General features: G+C 70.5%; 29 protein-coding genes and 1 pseudogene. 23 read left to right on the forward strand and 7 right to left on the reverse strand.

Annotated features, from left to right (window positions below; genetic code table 11):
- The first annotated feature begins 87 nt into the window (after positions 1-87).
- The 6 genes and pseudogenes from AC3CH1_RS09940 (at position 88) to AC3CH1_RS09965 (ending at position 7,590) form a co-directional block, all read left to right on the forward strand.
- Positions 88-1,275 carry a sensor histidine kinase gene (locus AC3CH1_RS09940; protein ID WP_488462555.1) on the forward strand — a complete coding sequence of 396 codons (1,188 nt, stop codon included), beginning with the start codon at positions 88-90 and terminating at the stop codon, positions 1,273-1,275.
- Positions 1,276-1,697: 422 nt separating this feature from the next.
- Positions 1,698-2,428, forward strand: a pseudogene (locus tag AC3CH1_RS09945) (sensor histidine kinase); the annotation flags it as partial.
- The gene (locus AC3CH1_RS09950; RefSeq protein WP_488463459.1) at positions 2,405-2,860 is read left to right on the forward strand and encodes a sensor histidine kinase; all 456 of its coding nucleotides are present in this window, start codon (positions 2,405-2,407) and stop codon (positions 2,858-2,860) included. The pseudogene AC3CH1_RS09945 and the gene AC3CH1_RS09950, both read left to right, overlap by 24 nt.
- A 567-nt stretch (positions 2,861-3,427) precedes the next feature.
- On the forward strand, positions 3,428-4,087 hold the full coding sequence (locus AC3CH1_RS09955) for a LuxR C-terminal-related transcriptional regulator (RefSeq protein WP_488463460.1): 660 nt from the start codon (positions 3,428-3,430) through the stop codon (positions 4,085-4,087).
- Positions 4,088-4,559: 472 nt separating this feature from the next.
- Positions 4,560-6,524 (forward strand): 2-oxoacid:acceptor oxidoreductase subunit alpha, encoded by a 1,965-nt coding sequence (locus AC3CH1_RS09960; protein WP_488462556.1) that lies wholly within the window; start codon positions 4,560-4,562, stop codon positions 6,522-6,524.
- Complete coding sequence (locus AC3CH1_RS09965) at positions 6,517-7,590, forward strand: 2-oxoacid:ferredoxin oxidoreductase subunit beta (RefSeq protein WP_488462557.1); 1,074 nt, start codon at positions 6,517-6,519, stop codon at positions 7,588-7,590. Before AC3CH1_RS09960 ends, AC3CH1_RS09965 begins: the two co-directional genes overlap by 8 nt.
- Positions 7,591-7,647: 57 nt before the next feature.
- On the opposite strand, the gene AC3CH1_RS09970 is transcribed toward AC3CH1_RS09965, so the two are convergent.
- Complete coding sequence (locus tag AC3CH1_RS09970) at positions 7,648-8,079, reverse strand: winged helix-turn-helix transcriptional regulator (protein ID WP_488462558.1); 432 nt, start codon at positions 8,077-8,079, stop codon at positions 7,648-7,650.
- Positions 8,080-8,205: 126 nt separating this feature from the next.
- Here AC3CH1_RS09970 and AC3CH1_RS09975 point away from each other — a divergent pair, with 126 nt between their 5' ends.
- The 5 genes from AC3CH1_RS09975 to AC3CH1_RS09995 all read left to right on the forward strand — a co-directional run bounded on the left by AC3CH1_RS09975 (position 8,206) and on the right by AC3CH1_RS09995 (position 13,099).
- Positions 8,206-9,066: an NmrA family NAD(P)-binding protein gene (locus tag AC3CH1_RS09975; protein WP_488462559.1), complete on the forward strand. Its 861-nt coding sequence runs from the start codon at positions 8,206-8,208 to the stop codon at positions 9,064-9,066.
- Between the two features lie 205 nt (positions 9,067-9,271).
- Positions 9,272-10,297, forward strand: a complete 1,026-nt coding sequence (rarD, locus tag AC3CH1_RS09980) for an EamA family transporter RarD (RefSeq protein WP_488462560.1) — start codon at positions 9,272-9,274, stop codon at positions 10,295-10,297.
- Between the two features lie 78 nt (positions 10,298-10,375).
- Positions 10,376-12,100: an FAD-dependent monooxygenase gene (locus tag AC3CH1_RS09985; RefSeq protein ID WP_488462561.1), complete on the forward strand. Its 1,725-nt coding sequence runs from the start codon at positions 10,376-10,378 to the stop codon at positions 12,098-12,100.
- A gap of 19 nt (positions 12,101-12,119) precedes the next feature.
- On the forward strand, positions 12,120-12,668 hold the full coding sequence (locus AC3CH1_RS09990) for a hypothetical protein (protein ID WP_488462562.1): 549 nt from the start codon (positions 12,120-12,122) through the stop codon (positions 12,666-12,668).
- A gap of 71 nt (positions 12,669-12,739) precedes the next feature.
- On the forward strand, positions 12,740-13,099 hold the full coding sequence (locus AC3CH1_RS09995) for a hypothetical protein (protein ID WP_488462563.1): 360 nt from the start codon (positions 12,740-12,742) through the stop codon (positions 13,097-13,099).
- Positions 13,100-13,504: 405 nt separating this feature from the next.
- Here AC3CH1_RS09995 and AC3CH1_RS10000 read toward each other — a convergent pair whose 3' ends face one another.
- Together AC3CH1_RS10000 and AC3CH1_RS10005 are read right to left on the reverse strand one after the other, a co-directional pair.
- Complete coding sequence (locus AC3CH1_RS10000) at positions 13,505-13,843, reverse strand: MerR family transcriptional regulator (RefSeq protein ID WP_488462564.1); 339 nt, start codon at positions 13,841-13,843, stop codon at positions 13,505-13,507.
- Positions 13,844-14,471: 628 nt separating this feature from the next.
- Positions 14,472-15,098 carry a CGNR zinc finger domain-containing protein gene (locus AC3CH1_RS10005; protein ID WP_488463461.1) on the reverse strand — a complete coding sequence of 209 codons (627 nt, stop codon included), beginning with the start codon at positions 15,096-15,098 and terminating at the stop codon, positions 14,472-14,474.
- 172 nt (positions 15,099-15,270) lie between these two features.
- Between AC3CH1_RS10005 and AC3CH1_RS10010 the strand changes: the two genes are divergently transcribed.
- On the forward strand, positions 15,271-15,726 hold the full coding sequence (locus AC3CH1_RS10010; protein ID WP_488462565.1) for a VOC family protein: 456 nt from the start codon (positions 15,271-15,273) through the stop codon (positions 15,724-15,726).
- A 140-nt stretch (positions 15,727-15,866) separates the two neighbouring features.
- Here AC3CH1_RS10010 and AC3CH1_RS10015 read toward each other — a convergent pair whose 3' ends face one another.
- Genes AC3CH1_RS10015 through AC3CH1_RS10025 form a run of 3 tightly spaced genes read right to left on the reverse strand, consistent with a single transcriptional unit; the run spans position 15,867 to position 16,989 of the window.
- A complete protein-coding gene (locus AC3CH1_RS10015) occupies positions 15,867-16,307 on the reverse strand; it encodes a hypothetical protein (RefSeq protein ID WP_488462566.1) in 441 nt (146 codons plus the stop codon).
- A gap of 5 nt (positions 16,308-16,312) precedes the next feature.
- Positions 16,313-16,672, reverse strand: a complete 360-nt coding sequence (locus AC3CH1_RS10020) for a hypothetical protein (RefSeq protein WP_488462567.1) — start codon at positions 16,670-16,672, stop codon at positions 16,313-16,315.
- 56 nt (positions 16,673-16,728) lie between these two features.
- Complete coding sequence (locus AC3CH1_RS10025) at positions 16,729-16,989, reverse strand: hypothetical protein (protein WP_488462568.1); 261 nt, start codon at positions 16,987-16,989, stop codon at positions 16,729-16,731.
- Positions 16,990-17,096: 107 nt separating this feature from the next.
- On the opposite strand from AC3CH1_RS10025, the gene AC3CH1_RS10030 reads away from it, so the two are divergent.
- The 11 genes from AC3CH1_RS10030 (at position 17,097) to AC3CH1_RS10080 (ending at position 24,094) form a co-directional block, all read left to right on the forward strand.
- Positions 17,097-17,933: a helix-turn-helix domain-containing protein gene (locus AC3CH1_RS10030; RefSeq protein WP_488462569.1), complete on the forward strand. Its 837-nt coding sequence runs from the start codon at positions 17,097-17,099 to the stop codon at positions 17,931-17,933.
- Positions 17,930-18,139 carry a DUF397 domain-containing protein gene (locus tag AC3CH1_RS10035; RefSeq protein WP_488462570.1) on the forward strand — a complete coding sequence of 70 codons (210 nt, stop codon included), beginning with the start codon at positions 17,930-17,932 and terminating at the stop codon, positions 18,137-18,139. The genes AC3CH1_RS10030 and AC3CH1_RS10035 overlap by 4 nt, the downstream gene beginning before the upstream one ends.
- A 183-nt stretch (positions 18,140-18,322) precedes the next feature.
- Positions 18,323-18,517 (forward strand): hypothetical protein, encoded by a 195-nt coding sequence (locus AC3CH1_RS10040; RefSeq protein WP_488462571.1) that lies wholly within the window; start codon positions 18,323-18,325, stop codon positions 18,515-18,517.
- Entirely contained in the window at positions 18,510-19,025 is a 516-nt protein-coding gene (locus AC3CH1_RS10045) for a DUF6879 family protein (RefSeq protein ID WP_488462572.1), read from the forward strand. Before AC3CH1_RS10040 ends, AC3CH1_RS10045 begins: the two co-directional genes overlap by 8 nt.
- Complete coding sequence (locus tag AC3CH1_RS10050; protein ID WP_488462573.1) at positions 19,022-19,855, forward strand: helix-turn-helix domain-containing protein; 834 nt, start codon at positions 19,022-19,024, stop codon at positions 19,853-19,855. The genes AC3CH1_RS10045 and AC3CH1_RS10050 overlap by 4 nt, the downstream gene beginning before the upstream one ends.
- A 98-nt stretch (positions 19,856-19,953) precedes the next feature.
- Positions 19,954-20,178, forward strand: coding sequence for a DUF397 domain-containing protein (locus AC3CH1_RS10055; protein ID WP_488462574.1), 225 nt, complete (start codon positions 19,954-19,956; stop codon positions 20,176-20,178).
- A 76-nt stretch (positions 20,179-20,254) separates the two neighbouring features.
- A complete protein-coding gene (locus AC3CH1_RS10060) occupies positions 20,255-20,755 on the forward strand; it encodes a hypothetical protein (RefSeq protein WP_488462575.1) in 501 nt (166 codons plus the stop codon).
- Positions 20,756-21,002: 247 nt separating this feature from the next.
- Complete coding sequence (locus AC3CH1_RS10065; RefSeq protein WP_488462576.1) at positions 21,003-21,470, forward strand: MarR family transcriptional regulator; 468 nt, start codon at positions 21,003-21,005, stop codon at positions 21,468-21,470.
- A 69-nt stretch (positions 21,471-21,539) separates the two neighbouring features.
- The gene (locus AC3CH1_RS10070) at positions 21,540-22,430 is read left to right on the forward strand and encodes an HAD family hydrolase (RefSeq protein ID WP_488462577.1); all 891 of its coding nucleotides are present in this window, start codon (positions 21,540-21,542) and stop codon (positions 22,428-22,430) included.
- Between the two features lie 124 nt (positions 22,431-22,554).
- Positions 22,555-23,070 (forward strand): lytic polysaccharide monooxygenase auxiliary activity family 9 protein, encoded by a 516-nt coding sequence (locus tag AC3CH1_RS10075; RefSeq protein WP_488462578.1) that lies wholly within the window; start codon positions 22,555-22,557, stop codon positions 23,068-23,070.
- Between the two features lie 250 nt (positions 23,071-23,320).
- A complete protein-coding gene (locus tag AC3CH1_RS10080; protein WP_488462579.1) occupies positions 23,321-24,094 on the forward strand; it encodes a calcium-binding protein in 774 nt (257 codons plus the stop codon).
- A gap of 64 nt (positions 24,095-24,158) precedes the next feature.
- Here AC3CH1_RS10080 and AC3CH1_RS10085 read toward each other — a convergent pair whose 3' ends face one another.
- A complete protein-coding gene (locus AC3CH1_RS10085) occupies positions 24,159-24,908 on the reverse strand; it encodes a DUF1838 family protein (RefSeq protein ID WP_488462580.1) in 750 nt (249 codons plus the stop codon).
- Positions 24,909-24,935: the final 27 nt, after the last annotated feature.

Here is a 24,935-nt window from a genome sequence, read left to right on the forward strand (position 1 = left end):
CGTCGGGCATCAGGTGGGGTTATCCCTACTTCACCCCCACCCATGAGCCCCATGGTGTGCGCGGGTGGGGCCCGGCAGGCTGTGTGTATGACCATGAGCCCTCCCGTGCCGGATCCCGACCGGCTGCCGCCCGCCCGCTTCGCCCTCGACCGGTGGACCTGGCGGGAGGTCGCGTATCTGCTCGCCAATCTGCCGCTGGCCGTCGTCGGTTTCGTCTACACGGTGGTCGTGATCGCTGTCGGCGCCGGGCTCTCCGTCACCGTGATCGGGCTGCCGCTGCTGGTCGGCGGGCTCCAGGGGGCGCGGCTGCTGGGCCGGATGGAGCGGTGGCGGGCGCGGCGGATGCTCGGCGTGCGGGTCGAGGAGCCGAGTCCGCTGGCGCGCGGGCACCAGGGGCAGGGGTTCTTCGTCCGGCTGTGGGCGGGACTCAAGGACCCGGTGGGCTGGCGGGCGTTGTTGTACGGGTTCATTCGACTGCCGTGGGGGGTGCTGACCTTCGCGGTGACGCTGGCGAGCCTGTTCGTCCTATGGCCGGTGCTGCCTTTCATCACGCGGGGGTTGACGACGGTGGACCGGGCGATGGCACGCGGGCTGCTGTCGCCCTCGGACGAGTTGGAGCGGCGCATCGCCGAGCTGGAGTCGGACCGGGGCGTGGTCGTCGACACCGCCGCCGCCGACCTCCGCCGCATCGAGCGTGACCTCCACGACGGCGCCCAGGCCCGCCTGGTCGCCCTCGCCATGGGGCTCGGCCTGGCGAAGGAGAAGCTCACCGACGACCCCGAGGCCGCGGCCCGCATGGTCGACGAGGCCCACGGCGAGATCAAGGTCGCCCTCCAGGAGCTGCGCGACCTTGCTCGCGGGATCCACCCCGCCGTCCTCACCGACCGGGGCCTGGACGCCGCGCTCTCCGCCATCGCTTCCCGGTGCACGGTTCCGGTCAAGGTGTCGGTGGGGCTGCGGGGGCGGCCGGCGGAGGCCATCGAGGGCATCGCGTATTTCACCGTCTCGGAGCTGCTGCAGAACGTCAGCAAGCACAGCGGTGCGCGGTCGGCCACCGTCGACGTGTGGCGTTCGGCGGACCGGCTGACGCTCCAGGTCACGGACGACGGCGGGGGCGGGGCCCGGATGGGCGGCGGTACGGGTCTCGCGGGGCTCGCCGAGCGGCTCGACGCCGTCGACGGGGTCTTCGTCCTGGACTCCCCGGAGGGCGGGCCGACGACCGTCACCGCCGAGCTGCCCTGGCGCGACCGGGCCGCAGCGCGGCCGGCCGCCTGACAGCCCGGCGCCCGGGGTGGGGAAAACCCCCGGGTGAATACGGAGAGGGACCTCATGGCGGGGAAGGCCGCCGGCCAGGACCCTTGAGGGAGAACGGTCCGGGGTGGCGGGCCGCCTCCGGCGCCATCACGGCGCAGGCCCCACGCACAAGCCCACTGCCCCACGCACAGCCCACTGAGAGACTTCAGACAGAGACGGAACGGACGGGACTCATGGCCACGGCATACGGACCGGACACGCGGGACCGGCAGCATCAGGGTTCCGGCCCCGGCTTCGGGGCGAAGACCCCAGCGAAGTCCGAGGCGAAGCATTTCCTCCCGGCTCCGCTGCGTGCGCCGCTGGAGGCCCGTGCCTGGCGCGAGCTGCTCTACGCGCTGCTGAGCTTCCCTCTCGCCACGACCGCGTTCGTCTTCGCGGTCACCATGACGTCGCTGAGCGCGGGCCTGCTGGTCACCTTCATCGGGATACCGGTCCTCGCCGCCGGTCTCGCCGTCTGCCGGGGCTTCGGTGCACTGGAGCGGCACCGGGCGCGCGGGCTGCTGCGGGTGGAGGTCGCGGATCCGGAGCGGGTGCGGGGGAGACCGGCGGCCCGTTGTCCTGGATGGGCGCGGTCCTCAAGAGCGGGGTGTCCTGGCGGCACCTGCTGTACACGCTGCTCCACTTCCCGTGGGCGACGTTCACGTTCGTCGTCGCGATCACGTTCTGGACGTACGGCCTGGCGGCGCTGACGTACCCGCTGTGGTTCTGGCTCTTCCCGGTGTTCGGGGGGCAGGACGGTCTCCAGCTGTACGGGGACCGCACCCACCAGGAGTATCTGGACTCGCCGGGCGAGCTGGCGGTGACCGGGGCGGTGGGCCTGGCGCTCGTGCTGGCCGCGCCGTGGATCGTGCGGGGGCTGCTGTCGGTGGACCGGCTGATGGTCACCGGCCTGCTGGGGCCGTCCCGGCTGGCCACCCGGGTGTCCGAGCTGGAGTCGGACCGGGGCGTGGTCGTCGACACCGCCGCCGCCGACCTCCGCCGCATCGAGCGAGACCTGCACGACGGCGCCCAGGCCCGCCTGGTCGCCCTCGCCATGGATCTGGGTCTGGCGAAGGAGAAGCTCACCGACGACCCCGAGGCCGCGGCCCGCATGGTCGACGAGGCCCACGGCGAGGTGAAGGTGGCCCTTCAGGAACTGCGCGATCTGGCCCGGGGGATCCACCCCGCCGTCCTCACCGACCGGGGCCTGGACGCCGCGCTCTCCGCGATAGCCTCGCGCTGCACCGTGCCCGTGACGGTCGAGGTGGACCTGGACTCGCGGCCCGCGCAGGCGATCGAGGGCATCGCGTACTTCACCGTCTCCGAGCTGCTCCAGAACATCAGCAAGCACGCCCGTGCGACCCGGGCCACGGTCGACGTGTGGCGGACGGCGGACCGGCTGATGCTCCAGGTCACCGACAACGGCCGGGGCGGGGCGTCACCGGCCTCGGGCGGCGGTCTGGCGGGGCTGACGGAGCGGTTGGACGCCGTGGACGGGGTCCTCGTGGTCGACTCCCCGGCCGGCGGTCCGACGACGGTCACGGCCGAGCTGCCCTGGCGCGGCTGACCCCGAGCACGGCGTCTCGCGCCTCCTCCTCCCCCCGGTCTCCGCGCCTCCGGTCTCCCGCACCTCTCACTTGCTCCTCCCTGCTCCTGCTTGCTCCGCCGCCTCCCTGCTCCTGCTTGCTCCGCCACCTCCCTGTTCCTCCTTGCTCCCCTGCCACCCGGCCCCCTCACTCCCCCTCGCCCCCTCCCTGCGGTCGTACGCCCCTTCGCCCGGCCTCCCGGTCCGGTGACGGGGCATACGACCGCGACGGTCAGGGCTAGGACCGTGATCGTCAGGCACGCGCAGCAGTGATCGCCCGGGACATTCAGCTGTCCGTGCCCGGGACATTCAGCTGTCCGTGCCCGGGGCATGCGGCCGTCCGTGCCCGGAGCGTGCGGGGTCCTTCCGGCCGTGCTGCCGGTCCGCGTGGGTTATCCACAGGGGCCCCATCCGTGTCCGGGTCCTGGGATGCTTGTGCGGTCGGGGCGCGGTGCGTGGTGGTCGGGCGTGGTGCGTGCGGGGTCGCGGGGAACGCGGCATATTCGGAACAGTGGGGGACTCGCAGTCGTGGAGAACGTGGAGAACAGGGTGCGCGTGGTCATCGCCGAGGATTCGGTCCTGCTCCGGGAGGGGCTCACCCGTCTGCTCACCGATCTCGGGCACGACGTGGTGGCAGGGGTCGGGGATGCGGAGGCGCTGCTCAAGACCGTGGCGGACCTCGACGCCCAGCAGTCGCTCCCCGATGTGGTGGTCGCCGATGTGCGGATGCCGCCGACGCACACCGACGAGGGCGTGCGCGCGGCGGTGCGGCTGCGGAAGGACTACCCGAACATCGGGGTGCTGGTCCTCTCCCAGTACGTGGAGGAGCAGTACGCCACCGAGCTGCTGGCGGGAAGCAGCCGCGGGGTGGGGTATCTGCTGAAGGACCGGGTGGCCGAGGTCCGGGAGTTCGTGGACGCCGTCGTCCGGGTGGCGCAGGGCGGGACGGCACTGGACCCGGAAGTGGTGGCGCAGCTGCTGGGCCGCAGCCGCAAGCAGGACGTCCTGGCCGGGCTGACACCGCGCGAGCGGGAGGTCCTGGGGCTGATGGCCGAGGGCCGGACGAACTCCGCGGTCGCCCGCCAGCTCGTGGTGAGCGACGGGGCAGTCGAGAAGCACGTCAGCAACATCTTCCAGAAGCTGGGGCTCTCGCCCAGCGACGGCGACCACCGGCGCGTCCTCGCCGTGCTGACCTACCTGAATTCCTAGAGATCTGACACCCTTGTGCACACTCCGGATGCCTGACGCCTCGTCAGGTTTTTACGGGGGGGCGGACCGAGAGCCGCAGGCGGCCTTGTGCCGACTGGTATTCCGAGGCCACACCCGGGGCGCTCCCGGAGCACCCCGGGAGCGCCCCGGGCGCATTGCGGGCATCGCACGGGTCCGAGGGTGTCCGGCGGGCGCCGGACGGGCACCTCTGACCAAGAAGGAGTCGACCGAAGCCCAAGCGGCCCAGGGGGAACCCAAGGAGGCTTAAGACAAAAGACTCAGGGAGCGGTCGTCTTCTTCTCGCGATCAGGGGGCTTGCAAAACGTGACAAACCTTACTCAAAGGGTGTCTCAAAACAGCGTCCACCATATGATCGGTCCCTGGGAGGTCACCTACGCGGACGTAGGGTGGCCTCTGGGATCGCCGGCTGGCCGGACGGTTCCGAACCGCCGCCCAAGGGAGGTCCAGTTCAGTGACGAGCCAGGTCAGTAGCGCGGCAGAGAAGGCCGAAGAGGCCAACGACGCCGTCCTCGGGGGTCAGCGAGCCCCCCTGTCAGGTACGACGGGAACCACGGGCGGCGACGGGAAGGAGATCCGTCGCCTGGACCGGGTGATCATCCGTTTCGCGGGCGACTCGGGTGACGGTATGCAGCTCACGGGTGACCGGTTCACCTCGGAGACCGCTTCCTTCGGCAACGATCTCTCCACGTTGCCGAACTTCCCGGCCGAGATCCGCGCCCCCGCAGGCACCCTGCCGGGGGTTTCTTCCTTCCAGCTGCACTTTGCCGATCATGACATTCTGACCCCGGGCGACGCTCCCAACGTCCTGGTCGCGATGAACCCGGCCGCGTTGAAGGCGAACATCGACGACGTTCCGCGCGGCGCGGAGATCATTGTGAACACCGACGAGTTCACGAAGCGGCCGATGGCGAAGGTGGGGTACGCGACCAGTCCGCTGGAGGACGGTTCGCTGGAGGCCTACAACGTCCATCCGGTGCCGTTGACGACGTTGACGCTGGAGGCGTTGAAGGAGTTCGGGCTGCCTCGCAAGGAGGCGGAGCGGTCGAAGAACATGTTCGCGCTGGGCCTGCTGTCGTGGATGTATCACCGGCCGACCGAGGGGACGGAAAAGTTCCTGCGGCAGAAGTTCGCGAAGAAGCCGCAGATCGCCGAGGCGAACGTGGCGGCCTTCCGGGCGGGGTGGAATTTCGGTGAGACGACCGAGGACTTCGCGGTCTCCTACGAGGTGGCCCCGGCCTCGCATGCCTTCCCCACCGGCACCTACCGCAACATTTCGGGGAACCTCGCCTTGTCCTACGGGCTGATCGCGGCCGGGCAGCTGGCGGAGCTGCCGTTGTATCTGGGGTCGTATCCGATCACTCCGGCCTCGGACATCCTGCACGAGCTGTCGCGGCACAAGAACTTCGGCGTGCGGACGTTCCAGGCGGAGGACGAGATCGCCGGAATCGGTGCGGCGCTGGGCGCGGCCTTCGGCGGGGCGCTGGGCGTCACGACGACGTCCGGCCCGGGGGTGGCGCTGAAGTCCGAGACGATCGGTCTCGCGGTCTCCCTGGAGCTGCCGTTGCTGATCATCGACATCCAGCGGGGCGGGCCGTCGACCGGGCTGCCGACCAAGACCGAGCAGGCCGATCTGTTGCAGGCGATGTTCGGCAGGAACGGTGAGGCCCCGGTTCCGATCGTGGCTCCCCGGACTCCGGCCGACTGCTTCGACGCCGCGATCGAAGCGGCCCGGATCGCCCTGGCCTACCGCACCCCGGTCTTCCTGCTCTCCGACGGTTACCTCGCCAACGGTTCCGAGCCGTGGCGGATCCCGGAGACGTCGACCCTGCCCGATCTGAAGACCCCCTTCGCCACCGGACCGAACCACACGCTGGCGGACGGGACGGAGGTCTTCTGGCCCTACAAGCGCGACCCGGGGACCCTGGCCCGTCCGTGGGCGGTTCCCGGGACGGCCGGCCTGGAGCACCGTATCGGCGGGATCGAGAAGCAGGACGGCACGGGCAACATCTCCTACGACCCGGCCAACCACGACTTCATGGTCCGCACCCGCCAGGCCAAGATCGACGGCATCGAGGTCCCCGACCTCCAGGTCGACGACCCCGCCGGGGCCCGCACCCTGGTGCTCGGCTGGGGGTCGACGTACGGGCCGATCACCGCGGCGGTGCGACGGCTGCGGGCCGCGGGGGAATCCATCGCCCAGGCCCACCTCCGCCATCTCAACCCCTTCCCGAAGAACCTCGGCGAGGTGCTGAAGGGCTACGACAAGGTCGTCGTCCCGGAGATGAACCTCGGTCAGCTCGCCATGCTGCTCAGGGCGAAGTACCTGGTGGACGCCCACAGTTTCAACCAGGTCAACGGAATGCCGTTCAAGGCCGAGCAGCTCGCCACGGCCCTCAAGGAGGCCATCGATGCCTGAGACCGAGGAACTGCACCACAACGACCTGCTGCAGCTGGTGCCCAAGGCCGAGGCGAAGCAGTCCATGAAGGACTTCAAGTCCGACCAGGAGGTCCGCTGGTGCCCCGGCTGCGGCGACTACGCGGTGCTCGCCGCCGTCCAGGGGTTCATGCCGGAGCTGGGCCTCGCGAAGGAGAACATCACCTTCGTCTCCGGAATCGGCTGCTCCTCCCGCTTCCCGTACTACATGAACACCTACGGGATGCACTCCATCCACGGCCGCGCCCCCTCCATCGCGACCGGGCTCGCCACCTCGCGGCGTGACCTGTCGGTCTGGGTCGTCACCGGCGACGGCGACGCACTCTCCATCGGCGGCAACCACCTCATCCACGCCCTGCGCCGCAACGTCAACCTCAAGATCCTGCTCTTCAACAACCGGATCTACGGGCTGACGAAGGGCCAGTACAGCCCCACGTCCGAGCTGGGCAAGATCACCAAGTCGACACCGATGGGGTCGCTCGACGCGCCGTTCAATCCGGTGTCCCTCGCCATCGGCGCGGAGGCGACGTTCGTGGCGCGCACGGTCGACTCCGACCGCAAGCACCTCACCAGCGTGCTGCGCGCGGCCGCCGAGCACTCGGGCACGGCGCTGGTGGAGATCTACCAGAACTGCAACATCTTCAACGACGGCGCGTTCGAGGTCCTCAAGGACAAGGAACAGGCCGCCGAGGCCGTCATCCGCCTCGAACACGGTCAGCCGATCCTGTTCGGCTCCCAGGAGCCCAAGGGCATCGTGCGCGATCCGGCCACCGGCGACCTGTTGGTCGTGGCCGTCACGGAGGAGAACCGCTCCCAGGTCCTCGTCCACGACGCCCACGCGGAGTCGCCGACGACAGCGTTCGCGCTGTCCCGGATCGCCGACGCGGACACCCTGCACCACACCCCCATCGGGGTGCTGCGCAGCGTCGAACGGCCCGTCTACGACACGCTGATGTCCGACCAGCTCGACGCCGCCGTCGAGCAGAACGGCAAGGGCGACCTCGGCTCGCTCCTCGCCGGCAACGACACCTGGACCGTCGTCGGCTGAGGCCGGGCGAGGACCGTTCGCGCACCACCCGGGGCCCGGGCCCGATCCCCCAAGGGGTCAGGCCCGGGCCCCGTCGTATGCCTCGCGTGCCGCCTCCACCGCGCCCACCTGGCGTTCGGTCCAGCGGGCGAGCGCCCAGACCTGCTCGGCGGCCTCGATGCCGAGCGGGGTGAGCGTGTAGTCGACCCGCGGCGGGATCACCGGCTTCGCGTCCCGGTGGACGAAGCCGTCGCGCTCCAGCGTCCGGAGCGTCTGGGCCAGCATCTTCTCGCTGACCCCGCCGACCGCGCGGCGCAGTTCGCTGAAGCGGTACGAACGCTCCAGCAGCGCCGCCAGTACGAGGACGCCCCAACGGCTCGTCACGTGTTCCAGGATCAGCCGGGACGGGCACATGGGCTGGTTGACGTCCCAGGCCAGGAAAGAGGACAGGGCCGCACTACGGCCTGCGTCCGGACCGTTCGGTCGTGAAATCTCCGCACTCTCCGCCATGCCAGTACCTTACTTCAAAGTGGGTACTTTCCCACAGTTAGCGCAACCCGTAAGGTCGTAACCGAAGCACAGAAACGGACCGAACCACCGAAACCGCATCACTGAACCACCGAATCGGAGACCCTCATGAGCATCGTTGTCACCGGAGCCACTGGCGCGCTCGGCCGCCTCGTCGTCGACGCCCTGCTGGCCGAGGTCCCGGCCGGCGAGGTCGTCGCGGTCGTGCGCGACAAGGACAAGGCCGCCGCGCTCGCCGCCCGGGGCGTGGAGCTGCGTATAGCGGACTACGACCGCCCCGAGTCCCTCGCCGGAGTCTTCCGGTCCGGCGACCGGGTCCTGCTGATCTCCGGCAGCGAGGTGGGCAAGCGGGTGCCGCAGCACGCCGCGGTCGTCGACGCGGCGAAGGCGGCGGGCGTCGCCCAGCTCGCGTACACCGGTGTGCTCGGCGGGCCGGACGCGGACTTCACACTGGCCGACGAGCACAGGGCCACCGAGCAGCTGATCCTCGACTCCGGGTTGCCGTACACGTTCCTGCGCAACGGCTGGTACACCGAGAACTACACCGCCAACCTGGCCCCGGTCCTGGAGCACCGCACGGTGCTCGCCAACGCGGGCGAGGGCCGCGTCGCCTCCGCCTCCCGGGCCGACTACGCCGCCGCGGCGGCCGCCGTACTGACCGGCGACGGCCACCTGAACACCGCCTACGAGCTGAGCGGCGACACCGCCTGGTCGCTCGCCTCGTACGCCGCGCTGCTGTCCGAGCTGACCGGCGAGGAGATCACGTACCAGAACGTGCCGGCCGCCGCGCACCAGGAGGTCCTGATCGGCGCGGGACTGCCCGAGGCCTTCGCCGCGATCCTCGTCGACGTGGACGAGGCGATCGGACGGGGGCGGCTCGCGGGGACGAGCGGCGACCTGGCGCGGCTCATCGGCCGCCCGACGACGCCCCTCGCCGAAACCGTGCGCGCCGCCCTGCCCGCCGCCTGACCCTCCCCGCGCCCCTGCGCACCGTCCGACTCTCGACGTCCCCGGCCGGCCGTGCCGAGCGCGACCCCGCGCCCTGCGCCCTGTCCCCTGCCATGCACCCTGCGTGTCATGAGTGTTTCCGTGAGACGGCTATGACACGAAGCCCTTCCGGCGCTACCGTCGTGCCGTCGGCGGATCCGCCGTCGGGGCAGGGCCGGGAGGGCACGTGGAGGGGAAGAACGAACAGCGGGCAGGCCTGCTGTACGGAGTCGGCGCGTACGGGATGTGGGGCCTGGTCCCGCTGTTCTGGCCGCTGCTCAAGCCGTCCGGGGCGATCGAGATCCTCGCACACCGGATGGTCTGGTCGCTCGGCGTCGTCGCCGTCGCCCTGCTGGTCGTACGCCGCTGGGCCTGGATCGGCGAACTGGTCCGCGACCGGCGCAAGCTGGGCCTGATATCGGTCGCCGCGGCGACCATCACCGTCAACTGGGGTCTCTACATCTGGGCCGTGAACAACGGCCAGGTGGTCGAGGCCTCGCTCGGCTACTTCATCAATCCGCTGGTCACCATCGCCATGGGCGTCCTGCTGCTGGGCGAACGGCTGCGGCCGGTCCAGTGGGCCGCGGTCGCCACAGGGCTGGTAGCCGTCCTCGTCCTGGCGATCGGCTACGGCAAGCCGCCCTGGGTCTCGCTGGTGCTGGCGTTCTCGTTCGCCACGTACGGCCTGGTGAAGAAGAAGGTCAACATGGGTGGCCTGGAGTCGCTGGCCGCCGAGACCGCCGTACTCTTCGTGCCCGCACTCGGCTTCCTGCTCTGGCTCGCCGCCACCGGCGGGTCGACGTTCACGACCGGGGGCGCGGGGCACGGGTTCCTGCTCGCCGCGACGGGCATCGTCACGGCGGTGCCGCTGATCTGCTTCGGGGCGGCGGCGGTCCGGGTGCCGCTGTCCACGCTGGGGCTGCTCCAGTACCTGGCCCCGGTCTTCCAGTTCGGGCTGGGCGTCCTGTACTTCAACGAGTCGATGCCGCCCGAGCGGTGGGCCGGGTTCGCCCTGGTCTGGCTGGCACTGTCGCTGCTGACCTGGGACGCGCTGCGGACCGCCCGACGCAACCGGGCGCTCGCCCTGAAGCTGTTGGCGACGGCGGCCGCCGCACCCGCGACCATGCCCCCGGACCCCGCGCCCCCGACCCAGGACCCCGCAGCCACGAACCCAAACCCCGCGCCCACACCGCAGGGCAGCCCCACCCAGTAAAACGTTACTTAGTTGCTTTTCTTACTCGGTTACGTTTCCCTGTCCTGGATGGACCGGGCGCGTGACCGAAGGAGAAGCATGGGCATGACCGACGTACTCATCGTGGGAGCGGGGCCCACCGGGCTGGTGCTGGCCTGCGACCTGGCCCGGCGCGGCGCGGTCGTACGGATCGTGGACCGGTCCGCCGCCCCGCCGCGCACCTCGCGTGCCAAGGGCCCCAACCCCCGGTCGCTGGAGATCCTGGACGATCTGGGAGTGGTCGAGGAGGTGCTCGCCCCCGGTTCGGCCCCGCTGCCGATGCTCAAGTACCGCGACCGTCTCCCGGTGGCGGAGGCCGATCCGTGGGCGGACTCCGCGCCGTCGCCCGACGCGCCCTACGACCGGGGGTGGCTGATCGCCCAGTGGCGGTTGGAGGGCATCCTCCGCGACCGGCTGGCCGGGTACGGCGTCCGCGTCGAGCCGGGCCGCGAGGTCGTGGGGCTGACGCAGGCACGTCACGACGACGACGGTGGGGACGAGGGCGGCGGGGACGACAGGGGCGGCGGGGGCCATGTCGACGTCACGTACGCCGATGGGCCGGCCGGGCGGGCCCGGTACGTCGTCGGCTGCGACGGCGCCCACAGCTCCGTACGGAAGCTGCTCGGGATCGGGTTCGAGGGGACCACCGACGAGGACCAGGTGATGGTCTGCGGCGATGTCGACCTGACCGAGGGCGCCCTTGACCGGACACGCTGGCACCAGTGGTTCGACGAGGACGGCGCGGTGATGCTCTGCCCGATTCCCGGCACGCGGACGGGCTGGTGGTTCCAGGCCGGGCCGGAGCGGGACGGTCGGGGACGGCCGCTCGCGCCCACCGCCGACGGGTTCCGGCGGCTGCTCGCCCACCACACCGCCCTGCCCGGCCCGGCCCTGACGCGGGCGGAGCTGCTGTCGACGTACCGGGTCAACGTGCGGATGGCGGACCGGTTCCGCGCCGGGCGGGTCCTCCTCGCGGGCGACGCGGCGCACGTGCACGCCATCGCGGGCGGCCTCGGGATGAACACCGGCATCCAGGACGCGTTCAACCTGGGCTGGAAGCTGGGGCTGGTGCTCGCCGGTCACGCGGACGCGCGGCTGCTGGACACCTATGAGGAGGAGCGGCTTCCGGTGGCCGCCCGGACCCTGGACCTCACGTCGGAGCGGCTGCGGGCCACCCTAGAGGCCATCCGTCGCCCCGGCGGCGGCCTGGACGCGGCGTTCACCGCCGACACCACCGGCCTGGGTGTCGGTTACCGCTGGAGTTCCCTGGCCGCCGGGGGCCGGGAGGCGCAGACCGACCGGCCCGGCCCGGAGGCGGAGGCGGAGGCCAACCGGCCCGGCCCGCGTGCCGGGGACCGCGCCCCGGACGCCCCCTGTGCCGACGCCACGACCGGGGTACGGACCCGGCTGCACCGCGTCTTCGCGGGCCCCCGCACCACGGTCCTCGGTTTCGGCGCGGGGAGCGCGACGGTCCTGCGCGGGACGGCGGACGCGTACGGCGACGCCGGGGTGCAAGTCTGCCGGGTGTACGCGGCGCACGAGGACCGGGCAGGGGCGGGGCCGGGAGCGGTGGTCGACGACGGGGGCCATGCGGTCGCCGCGTACGGAACGGAAGCCTCCGGTCGTACCGGCACGGGCACCGTCGTGGTCGTCCGCCCCGACCACCACGTGGGCCTGGTCGCCCCGGCGGACGACGCCCGCTCCGTACGGGAGTATCTGCGTCGGCTCCACGGAACGGGCCGGTCCGCGGAACGGTCCCCCGGCATGGTGGACGCCGTGCGGTAAAGGCTGATTGAGTGCCCGGATGGGGACTGTCCTGGGGGCCATGAGGAACGTGCGGTGGCACGAGCTGCAACACGCGTACGGCTCCGCGTCCCAGGTTCCCGGGGTGCTGTCGCGGATCGCCTGGGGTGACGCGCCGACCTCGGACGAGGCGCTGAGCGATCTGGAGCGCTGGATCGGCACCCCGCCCGTCTTCGACTCGACGGCGGCGGCGGTGCCGTTCCTCTGGGAGCTGGCGGCGACGGACACGGTCAGGGACAGGGCGGGCGTCCTGGACCTGCTCGCCACGATCCTGGCTGCCGGGAACCCCGAGCATCCCGCCTGGACCCGCGCCGCGCACGACGCGGTGGCGGCGGGCCGCTCCACGGCCGCCCGGCTGGACGCCGCCCCCGGCCCGCCCGGCGTGCCCGCCGCCCCCGGCCCGCCCGGCGTGCCCGGCGTGCCCGAGGCCGAGGGCTCTTCCCCGACGCGGGCCGTGCGCACGGCTGCCGCCCGCCTGCTGACCGCGATCGACCGGCACACCTGCCCCGCCTGCGCCGGTCTCCCCGCGCGCGAGGCCCGGGTGCACTGATCCGGCACTTTCGAAGCCAGTAATGGCACACCGCTCGAACCGGCCGGACGGCGGTGCATAGAGTTGGCCCCATGTCGAAGCCTGACGAACTGCTTGTTGGTATCGCTGCCCTGGTGGAGTCCGGGCACAGCAATCAGATGACTCTTACCGTGGTCGCCGGCGGTGCTGTCATCACGGGGCGACTGGCTCCCGAAGCGGTCTGGAGGCAGCGGGTGTCGGAGGTCCTGGCCGACTCGGCCCGCCTGAGCGAATTCTCCGCCGTCTTCACCGCCCCGACGCCCGTGGAGAAAGCGCCCACGCATCTGCACTTCCATGTGGCACGGATTCTGCAGGGAACGGTGGGGATCCCGGACACGGGCGGGATGTACCGCGTGGCGATCGAGGACGTCAGCGCCTGGACCATGGGCGACTTCAGCTACTCCGACCACTAGGCCCTGTCGTCGAACTCCCGTCGTCGCCCGGAGGGCGGCCCTGCGGGGTCAGGTGCGTGCTCTCGGCGTGCCGGGCTCACGTCCTCGTACTGGACGTACTCGGGCGTGGGCCCGGTGCGGCGAGAGTGCGTGCATGGCGCCGCGGGGCAGACGGGAGTTCGACGACAGGGCCTAGGCCCTGTCGGAACACACCGCTGCGGGTCGAGGGAGCTCTGCCGGCGGTGAGGGCTCGACCGGCGCCCTGCTCGTCGTTGCGGGCGACACGGTGCGGTCCGGGGCCCGGCGGGCCGAGTTCATGAGGGAGCCGGCCCGCCGGTATCGCTCGGGCGGCAGGCCGGTACCGGTCCACGCCCACCGCGGCCCGCCCCTACACGGATCAGGGCCGGGCAGGGGGGCGGCGCCGCCTCAGCCTGCGGTCGGCGGGTTCTCCGATGCGGCGGTCTTGCGGTATTCGGCGTTGATGCGCTGGGCTTCTTCGAGCTGGTCCTCGAGGATGACGATGCGGCAGGCGGCCTCGATGGGGGTGCCCTGGTCGACGAGTTCCCGAGCACGTGCGGCCATGCGCAGCTGGTAGCGCGAGTAGCGGCGGTGCCCGCCCTCGGAACGCAGCGGGGTGATGAGACGGGCTTCTCCGATAGCCCGGAGAAAGCCCTGCGTGGTACCGAGCATCTCGGCGGCCCGGCCCATCGTGTAGGCGGGATAGTCGTCGTCGTCGAGACGGCCGAACGAGTCGCCTGCTGTCATTTGCACCTCTCCGTGGAACGCGTGGAGGGGCCCGAGTGCCGTACGGCACTCGGGCCCCGAAGGAACTGCTAACACCATCTGCCGGCCCTGGTCACTGCGCCGGCCTTCTGTTTCCGCTGACCCGGCCTGAACGTCGCCGGGGTCGCGGGGATCGCGGTTGCTTGACCGGAGACCACCTCACTATCGATGTCCTGCGGTACCCGGGCTCATCACTCCGCCCGGGCGATCCCGATGGCGCCTCGCTCCTCCGTTCTTCCTCTGGTCTTCCTCTGGGTGAATCACTTGCCTACTGCTGGTACTGCTCCTGCGTGAATCGCGGTACTGCTAGCGGGGGCCCCTGATCACCGCGGGCCACCCGGTGCGGTCGCCAGCCCCGTCGCCGTCCTGCGACAACCCTGGCTTCGGAACTCCGCCACCGCACCGTCCTTCGAACGGCAACTGCTGTACTGCTGCCCGGCAGTTCGTCTCTGCCGGGCCCTGCTGTCTCTGTGGGCTACAAGAGAAACCATAACCACGACACGGCCCAATGTCTACTCTGACGAACACAGATTTTCGTGACCCATGCACCGAGACAGTCGGCAGCGCAGAGACAGTCAGCTGCGACCACGGGGCGGACGCAGAGCGCTCTTCACTCGTCGGCGGCGGTGAGCCGGGCGCGGTGGGCCCTGACCTTGTGACGGTTGCCGCAGCGCTCCATGGAGCACCAGCGACGCCTGCCGGGCCGGGAGGTATCGACGAAGAGCAGGCGGCAGTCGTGCGCGCCGCACGTACGGATCCGGTGGGCGAACGCCCCGGTGAACAGCTCGACCGCATCGCGGGCGACGGTGGACAGCAGCCCGGCCCCGGTGCCCCCGGGAGCCCACTCCCGGCCCCCGCCCGGGGTGAGCCGGGCCGCCAGGGGCGGGTGCGCCGCCGCGCCGTTGAGGGTGGCGAGGTCGTCCGGGTCGGGCGACCCTCCGTCCACATGGCCCTCCGCCAGCCGCCACAGCGCATCGCGCAGAACACGCGCGTCTGCCACCTCCCCCGCGCTCACGACGAGCGACGGGCCCGGACCGAGACCGGGACCCGGACCGAGCCCCACGCCCGGACCGAGCCCGCCCGGCAGTCGGCTCTCCTCCGCCCAGCGCACCAGGTCGGCCGGCTCGTGCAGCACCTCGAAGTACGCCAGAGCGCCTGGCCCCCCGGTCGGCAGGAGCTCCAGACAGAGCGCGCCCGGATCGAACCGGAACGAAGTGCCGTCCGGATGCCGCAGCAACAGCCCGGACGGCTCCTGCCGCCCAGACCGTACGGACTGGTGAGGCCCTTCGGGCCGCTCGGGCAGTTCGGACTGCTCAGACTGCTCGGGCCGCTGAGTCTGCTGGGTCTGCTGAGTCCACTCCGGCGCGTCCATTGCCCTTTCACTCATGTAACCACTATAAACGGTTTCCATGACACAGACACTGTCCTGGAAGCTCGTGATCGACAGCGCCGACCCGCACGCACAGGCCGGATTCTGGGCGGCGGCCCTGGGCTATCTCGTCGAGGACAACAGCCCGCTGGTCGAGCGACTGCTCGCCGCCGGAGCCGTACCGGAGGCCATCACGACCCACACCCACGGCCGCCGCGCCTGGCTCGACCTCGCGGCGGCCCGGCATCCGGACGACCCGTACGACGAGGTCAGCGGTACGGGGCAGGGGCGGCGGCTGCTCTTCCAGCGGGTACCGGAGCCGAAGACGGTGAAGAACCGACTCCACATCGATGTGCACTCCGCGCCGGGGCAGCGGGACGCGGAGGAGGAACGGCTGGTGGGGCTGGGTGCGCGGGTGCTGCGCACGTACGACGAGCAGGGCGGGAGCTGGGTCCTCATGACGGACCCCGAGGACAACGAGTTCTGCCTCAACTGACCTGCGGCGGGCATTGCGGGCGGGCAGGCTGACGCCCACCCGTGACGCGGTGCGGGCAGCGCCCTTGACCCCATCGCCCTGCGCACCGGCGTCGGCACGCTGACCGGCGGTCTGCGGAACGCCGTCGGCCGCAAGCACCGCTAGGTCACGTCCGGCCTGCCGCCTCCTTCGCGGTCGCGTCGTACGTCCTCCCGGATCCGCTCCGCCATCAGATCGGCGAGCGGATCCGTCACGTCCCAGGAGTGCGCGGCCGGGTGCCGGTCGTACAGCACACAGGCGTCCCCGTCCTTGACGGACAACCGGTGGATGACGGCCGGGCACGGCAGCAGTTCCGCGAAACGGAACTTCCGCCGCCCACCACCATCGCTCCAGAACATCCACAGATCCCGCCCGGCCGGGGCCGAGGCCGACCAGAGCTGGGCCGCGTGCTCGCCCCCCTCCTCGTGCTCGCCGAGTTCGCAGAGCAGGAACTCGTCCAGATCGGGCGCTTCCAATGCCTGCTTCGGCCCGTCCGCCAGGCCCATGAGCGCGACCCGCGCACCCATCTCGGGGAGTTCGGTGAAGGCGGTGCACTGCAACATGACGCTCATCCTTGCCAGTGAGAGGAGAGAGGGACAGAGCCACGGGCGGGGGCCAGGGGGCGCATGACCAGCCCGTACCAGGCAGCGGCGTCCCGGGCGACGAACTCGTACGGCAACCCCTCCGCGAGCCGCCCCAGCGCGTAGTCGTGCTCACGGAAACTCTTCGTCCAGGACCGGAGTTCGGCCGGCGCGTCACGCCGGCCTCCCGCGGACACGGACATCGGATACAGCGCACGAGCCGGAACCCAAGGAACGTACGGGTCCGGATCGAGCGCGTCCGCGAAACGCCGGGCCTGCCTCAGCAGCCAGCGCAGGGCCAGCCGCCGCGTCGGCGCGAGAATCCCGCCGAGCCGGACGGACCGCACCGCGTCACCGCCACGGCTCTCGGCAACGTACCAACACCCCTGCGCCCGGGCCCCGTTCACAGCACCTCGCCCCGGCTGCGGGCGTTCAGCCGTGCGGTCCTGGCCCGGAGCTGCTCCATGAGGAGCGCGGGCCGGACCCGGTGCGGCTCCGCCTCCCACTCGACCCCGCCGCCCACCGGCCGCAGCGACCAGTAGGGGCCTGCGACCCCACGGAACTCCCCCACCCGGTCACCACGACCGGTGTCCACCACGAGCGTGCCGGGGACCGGAGGGTCAGGAGGCTGCTGCGCATTCGGGCAAACGTTCTCGCCATACACCTATCGCTCCTCTCTGTAGCCGAATGACTACCGGGGCGATTCAGCGTGACCTACCGTGAGGGGGCATTCAACTTGCCTATTCGGCATGGAAGATCGGGGCGGGGTCCGTGAACATCAAGGAGTTGAACCCGGAAAGCTCCGCGCAGGCGGCGTACGGTGCACGTCTGCGCGGGTTACGGGAGCAGCGGTGCTGGACACAGGAGGTGCTGGGAAACCACAACGGCTACTCCAGCACGCACATCTCGTCGGTGGAAACTGGCCGTAAACTCGCGACCTTGCGCTTTTCGCGCAGTACGGACCGGGTGCTGGGGCTCACCGGGACCGAGGCTTCGTTCGAGCGCGAACTGGGCCAGATCAAGCACGGCAGCCTGCTGGAGGGCTTCCCGGAGTTCCTCGGTTACGAGCGCCGGGCGGCGGAGATCCGGCTGTACGAGGTCGGGGTTATCCCGGGCCTGCTTCAGACGCCGGAGTACGCGACGGTTCTGGCGGACAGTGTCGTCAGGCGACAAGGGATCACCGCTGACCAGGCACAGGAGCGCGTCGCGCTGGTCGCGGAGCGTCAGGCGGCCCTGGTCCGGGAGAAGCCGCCACTGGTCTTCGCGATGTTGGACGAGAGCTGTCTCCGCAGGCCGGTCGGCAGGCCGGAGGTCATGAAGGCACAGATGGACCGGCTCATCGAGTTCGCCGAACAGCCCAATACGGTGCTTCAGGTGGTGCCATTCACCATGGGAGAGCACCGCCCGTTCAGTCTGCCGATCACCATCCTGACGATGCCCGACCGCTCGCTCATGTCGTACGCGGAGTCCGCGCAGCAGGGCTATTTGGAGCGCGAAAGTGGCTCGGTGGTCCCGCATCTGACGGCCTACCATCAGATGCAGGCGGTAGCGCCCTCCCAGGCGGCGTCCGTAGACATGTTCAGGCAGTTGCGAAAGGGCACCCCGTGACAACCGAGACTCCCCGTTGGTTCACGTCCTCGTACAGCGAAAACGGCGGCCAGTGCGTCGAGGTCGCCACCAACCTCGCCACTCCGCACGGCATCGTCCCCGTCCGCGACTCCAAGAACGTGAGCGGCCCGGTCCTCGACATCCCCGCGACCGCGTTCACCGCCTTCGTCACGGGCGTCCGGGCCGGAGACCTCGGCACCGTCTGAACCACCCGAGCCACCCGAGCCGGCAGAGCAACAGCCCCACCGTTCCCGCACGGTGGGGCTTGCCGTCGTCGCCCGGAAGAGCAGCACTCCGGTTTCCCGTTCTCGAAACCAAGAGGCCTTGATCAGGGCACCACAGACCGGAATCATCAGGAGGAACATCACCACAGGTCGAGAGGAACGTCCGTGAAGGTGAGCGTGCTGGCAACAACGTGCGAGAAGACGAACTGTCCGACGATCTACAAGACGGATCGGGGCACCATCCTCGTTCAGGGCGAGACTCCGACAGGTCATGGACTCACCATTCCGGCCCATGAAACCCTCGTCGAGATTCCTCTCGAACTGGTCCGCGAGGCGTTCGGAGAGCAGCTCAGTGTCTAAGACTTTGGGTGATCTGTTCGACGACTTCACGCACGAGGCGTTCCGACTGGAAACCCTCGACGACTACGGCCGCTCGGGCAACACGGATGCCTACCGGCTGTTCCTCGATGGGCAACCGAAGCCGGAAGGCTATAACTCTGACTGGGGCGACGAAGTACGCAAGCACGTCGACGCCGGGCAGAGGATGTACCGCGTGCACGTGGTATCGCGCCCGCTCACGCCCTACCTCCAGTACGAACTGGGCTGGGGCTACACCACGAACAGCGCGGCCGGCGAGGAGTTCTTCATCCTGGACGTGACCGAGCGACCGAGCCCTCTCGGTGATGCGGGAGATTTCTGGCTGTTCGACTCCGTCACTGCCGCACCTATGCACTACACCGAGGACGGGAAATTCGCCGGAGCCGACGTGCTTCCCCCGGAGCAAGCCGGCAAGTACGTCGCCATCAGGGACACGGCGCTCGCCCACGCCGTGCCGTTCTCCGACTGGTGGGCTGAACACGGCCAGTGAACAGGTCTGAGCTTGGCGTCGCGCTGCGGCTGCTGCGGAACGCCTCCGGTATGGAGGCCAAAGTAGTTGCCCGCAGCGCCGTCATGTCGCCGAGCAAGCTCAGCAGGATCGAAACGGGAAAGATCTCTCCGAGCGCGGGAGACGTCGATCGCATCATGACAGCGATCGGTGTCTCAGCGGACGTCAAAGCGGAGTACATGGATGCCGCCCGGGCCGCAGCGACAGAAGCCACGGCGTGGCGACTGATCCAGCGCGCCGGCCTTCATAAGGCCCAGCAGCATCTCCGGGACGTGGAGGCTCGAATGAGTCTGCTGCGTCTGTTCCAGCCCGCTCTCGTACCCGGATTGCTTCAGACGCCGGAGTACATCAAGGCCGTCCTGTCCCGCTACAGGGATCTGAGCGAGGAGACAGTCCGCCGCACAGCGAGTATCCGCATCGATCGACAAGAGGTGCTGTACGACGAGACCAAGACGCTCCAGTTCACTATCACCGAACCTGTATTGCGCTGGTTGATTGTTCCCCCTGCACTCATGGCCAGCCAGCTCGACCGGCTGGCGTCAGCCTCTCGCCTGCCGAACGTAGACATGCGCGTCGTGCCGCTCAGCGGACAGAAGCACGATATCCCGAACCATTCTTTCGTCATCCGGGACGACCGCGCCGTAACGGTCGAGACCGTGCACGCGGAGATCATTGTGACCGACCCTCAGGACGTCGCCCAGTACATCGAAAAATTCGAAGGCTTCAGCAGTTCCGCTATTTCCGGCGACGACATGAGGACTCTCCTCGCAGAGATTCGGGACGAGTTCTTGCGGAAACAGGAAAGCTGCTAGAAACCATTTCCCTCACCGGACATCATTTCCATCGGACGCCCCACAGGGGCGGGAGCGGCCCGTCCAGGGCCCGCCATGGACCGGAAAGGGAACAGGAAATGACCGACCTGTACAGGCTCCCCATCGACGGAGTCGCGTTCTCCAAGGCATGCGGCGGCAACACCCACCCCGACGGCGAGTCCTGCGTGACCCTCGCGCGGATCGGGCCGGACGCCTGGGCCGTGGGCGACAGCAAGCGACCCGAGGCCGAGCCGTTGCGGTTCACGACCGCCGAACTGGACGCGGCGGGCATCGATCCCGCCCGCTTCGATCTCTCCGCCTGACTCGGCACCGCCCTGGCCCTGTGCGGCCCCGCACCGGTGCGGGGCCGCACAGCCCCGCACCCGTGAACGGAGAAACGTGCACCACCACGGTTACGCCTGGGTCGGTGAGAAGGCGATGTTCGACAAGGAGAGCATCCGCAGGCCGCCCGGCGAGGCCCCGACGGTGACCAGCGAGCAGGAGGTGCACCACCGGTACCGGGAAGCCGTAGCCGCGTTCCCGTCCTCCGACGTACCGCCGATCCAGACAGCCCACTGGCTCATGAAGCCTTCTTCGACGATTCGAGGGACGTGGGAGGAGCCCAAGGAGGCCGGAGCGTGGCTGGGCCGGCAACTCGCGGAATGCGCCACGCGGTTCGCCTCGCCGCAGGAACGTGAAGCCACCAGGCTGCTGCTGCTCGTGAAGGCAGCCGTCGAGCGACTCGCGGAGGGCGACGACGTGTCCCTCGGTCACTACCTGCGCGGCACGGTCTTCCACTCGGTCGCCCTCGTCACCTGCTCACCGAACCGATCCGCCCCCGGGCTGCCCTGTCCTGCCCACCTGCCCACCTGCCCACCTGCCTTGACGGTTGAGTCATGACCGAGGAGTCATGATCGAGGCGTCATGACCGGAGCCTCATAGGCTGCCGGGCCGCCACCCGCCCCGGATGCAGAGGCAGTGGAGATCGGTCGGTCGGCCTTCAGTGGGGAACGGCCGCGTACCGCCACCCAACCCCCTTGACCTTCACTGAACTTGAGGTCCTACGGTCGCCGCAACGCCCGCAAGGGCTTCGCCGCCCGCACCACCGTACGGGCCCCCGACCGCAAGCACCCAGGGAGCACGCGTCATGCCTGATCAGCAGCTCAGCGACACCGAACTCGCCGGACAGCCCGCCGCCTACTGGACCGGCGTCGCCTACGAGGCCCTGATCGCGTACACCCGGGAACGGCAGGCCGAGAAGGGTTACACCCAGCCCCAGTTCTGGCTCCTGCGCAATCTGTCGGCCGACGACATCTCGCCCGACGGCGCGGGAATGACCCTGCCGGAGCTTCAGCAGGCCATGGCCTCGTACATCCGGCCCGAGGACGACCTGGCGGTCGCGGCCGAGGAGCTCGTAGAGCGCGGATGGCTCGCGCGGGACGCGGGTGGCCGGTTGTGGATCACGGAGGCGGGGGAACAGGCGCGTCTCGACCTCGGGCGCAATGCTCCCGCGATCCGCGCCGCGCTTCACGAGGGCATTTCCGACGCGGATTACGTCACCACGGTGAAGGTGCTCCGGCAGCTCATCCGCAACGCCACCGGCGCAGCCGCCTGACGGCGGCTCGCCTACCCGATCCGCCCCTGGCGCGCAAGCGGCCGTTCGGGCCCTTCTAGGCTGGGGCCCATGCCCACGCCATCCGCATACGCCCCCGGCATCACCCCCGCATACGCCCTCGTCGCCACGGATCTGGACGGCACCCTGCTGCGTCCGGACGACACCGTGAGCGCCCGGTCCCGGGCCGCGCTCGCCCTCGCCGCCTCCGCCGGCGCCCGGCACCTGGTCGTCACCGGGCGACCCGTGCCCGGAATTCGGGCGTTGCTCGCGGACCTGGCGTACACCGGGCTCGTCGTCTGCGGGCAGGGCACCCAGCTCTACGAGGCCGAGGCGGGCGGCGGGCGGCTGCTGCGGTCCGTCGCCCTGGACCGGGAGGCCGCCGACACCGCGCTCGGCAAGATCGAGGCGGAGGTGGGGGCCGTGTTCGCCGCCGTGGACCAGGACGGCGTGGACGGGGTGACCCTGATCGAGGCCGGGTACCGGATGCCGAACCCGACGCTTCCCGCCCAACGGGTCGGCTCCCGGGCCGCGTTGTGGGAGCGACCCGTGATCAAGGTGCTGGTGCGCCACCCCGACCTGGGCGACGACGCGCTGGCCGCTGCCGCGCGCGGGGCGGTGGGTGATCTGGCGTCGGTGACCATGGCGGGCCCCGGCACGGTGGAGCTGGCCCCGCGCGGGGTGGACAAGGGCACGGGTCTCGCGGTGGCCGCCGAGCTGCTGGGGGTCGGGGCGGAGCGGATCGTCGCGTTCGGGGACATGCCCAACGACCTGCCGTTGTTCGCCGGTTCGGGCCACCGGGTCGCCATGGGCAACGCACATCCGGAGCTGCGCGCGGCGGCCGACGAGGTGACCCTGTCGAACGCGGAGGACGGGGTCGCGGTGGTCCTGGAGCGCCTGTTCGGCGCGGCCGAAGCCCGGCAGCCGGGCACAGGGGCCACCCCTGGCACTAGCTTGGTCTAGACCAAGCGCGGTACGCTTCCGTCGCTACCCGTGACAGCCCCACCGTCACGGCATGGCTGCTTGACATGCTCATGCCCGATCTGCTGTCGCGCAGGCGGGCACGGACCCCCACAGAGGAGTTGTCATGAAAAGCAAGAGGCTCTTAGCCGTCGCCATCGGCGCGGGAATCGCCCCGCTCCTGGCCGTCAGCCTGCCGGCGAGCAGCGCGAGCGCGCACGGCTACATCTCATCGCCCCCCAGTCGGCAGGCACAGTGCGCGGCGCGCACGATCCCCTGCGGCGCCATCCAGTACGAGCCGCAGAGCGTCGAGGGCCCCAAGGGCCTGATGAGCTGCAGCGGAGGCAACGCCGGCTTCGCCGAGCTCAACAACGACAACAAGGGCTGGAAGGTCACCCCGGTCGGCCGGACGACCAGCTTCAACTGGCGGCTGACGGCACGGCACGCCACCAGCACCTGGCAGTACTACGCGGGCGGCCGCAAGATCGCCGAGTTCAACGACGGCGGGGCCCGACCCGGCGAGACCGTCACCCACCAGGTCAGCTTCGGCAGCCTGTCCGGCAAGCAGAAGGTGCTGGCCGTGTGGAACATCGCCGACACCACCAACGCGTTCTACGCCTGCGTGGACGTGAACGTGAGCTGACGCGGCACCGCGTGTACGTGAACTGAAGCGGTGCCGCGTGTACGTGAGTTCACGCGGTACCGCGTGAACGTGAGCTGACGCGGTACCGCACCCGCCCGGCCTCCGCCGGGTCGAACAGAGCCTGTCCGGGGCACCGGAGCGCGCCGGTCGCGGTCGTGAGGACGCCGCCCTCGCGACCCGGTCGCCGGTACCCCGGGCAGGCCCCCGCCGACCGGCCGGCCCACCGGCCGCCCCATCGAGATGAGGTCCCATGAACCGACACCGACTCACCGCCCGCGCGGCCGTCGTGGCCCTGCTCGCCACCGGCCTCGCCGCTTCCCCGGCGCTCGCCGCCCCCACCGGCACCGGGGCGAAGGCCCGCGTGGGCGCCGACTGGGCGAAGCAGTCGATCACCTTCACCGCAGGCGCGGGACAGGTGAACGACCTGCACGTGGTTCCCATGGACCGGGGCGACGGAGTCCGGCGGATCGGCTTCCGCGACGCGGTCCCGCTCGTACCCGGCGACCACTGCACCTACCTCACCCCCGGGGACGAGACCTACGTCGTCTGCGAACTGCCCACCGACAGCTCCCGGCCGGACCGGATCGACGTCTTCCTCGGCGACGGCGACGACGAGATCGCCACCAGCGACCCCGGGGTCGCCACCGTCAGCGGCGGCTCCGGCGACGACATGCTGCACGCCCACACCGCGCACACGGTGCGGGGCGACGCGGGTAACGACATGGTCATGGGCCGGGTGGTCCTGGACGGCGGGGACGGCATGGACCACCTGATGGCCGTCGACGGCGACCAGCGGCTGTGGGGCGGCCGGGGTGACGACATGATCGAGGCGTACGACGGCAAGGACCTCGTGTACGCGGGCCCGGGCGACGACCACGTCATGGGCGGGGAGGGCGACGACCTCCTGTTCGGCGGCTCCGGCGACGACATGGTGCACGGCGAGGACGGCGACGACCTGGTCGTCGGCGGCTCCGGCAAGGACAGCGTCGACGGCGGTCCCGGCCGGAACATCGTCCTCCGGTAGGCGAGACGGGGAGCCGGGGCGCCTGCTGCCAACCGTGTCGGCCGGGGCCCGGCCCCCGTGGCCCTCAGCCCTGGGGCGGGTTGAGCTTGCGGAAGTAGGTCCAGCTGGTCTCGTTCGGCTCGCTCCACTCCTCCGGTGCGTGGGCGAACTCCGGATGGTGGGCGGCGATGTACGCGCGGGTGCGCTCGGGGACCTCGGCATACCCGCCGAGCTTGCGGCCCCGGCAGTGGAAGGTGAGGCCGCCGGGCCGCTGCCCCCGGGCCATCCACGGGAGCCACGGGGACATCCGGCTCCACGACATGGTGGCCGGGACACTGGGCGACGGGCCCGCCAGGTCGGCCCGGTCGGCGAAGAACTGGAAGAGCTCCAGCGCCTTGTACGTGTCCCCCGCCGAGTGCACCGGGTACTCGGCCACCGGCAGCGGCGACGGGTAGGCGAGCGGGATCTCCAGGCTGAAGCAGACCTGGTCCCCGAGGTCGGTCGTCGGGATCGGAAAGGGACGCCACTTCTGGTTCGCCGGGTCGTTCCAGACGTGCACCACCGGCAGGTCCTGCCAGGTCTCCAGGATCTCGCGGCTGACGGGATCCAGATAGAACGCGGCCTCCCGGGTGAGCAGTTGGTACGTGTCCGGCCCGGCCTCCGGGTCCTGGACCAGCCGCGAGACGTTGAGGCCCTCGAAACCGAAGATCCGGCGGTAGGGCTCGTCGGGGGCCCAGGCGTACACGTCTCCGGACCACCAGTACGTGACCTCCTCGCCGTCGAGGGAAGCACGGGTACGGGCGAAGGAGCGCAGCAGCTCCGCGGGATTCGTCATACGGACCACTCTGCGCGATCGGCGCGA

The organism is Streptomyces sp. MGP-P1, assembly GCF_057766565.1.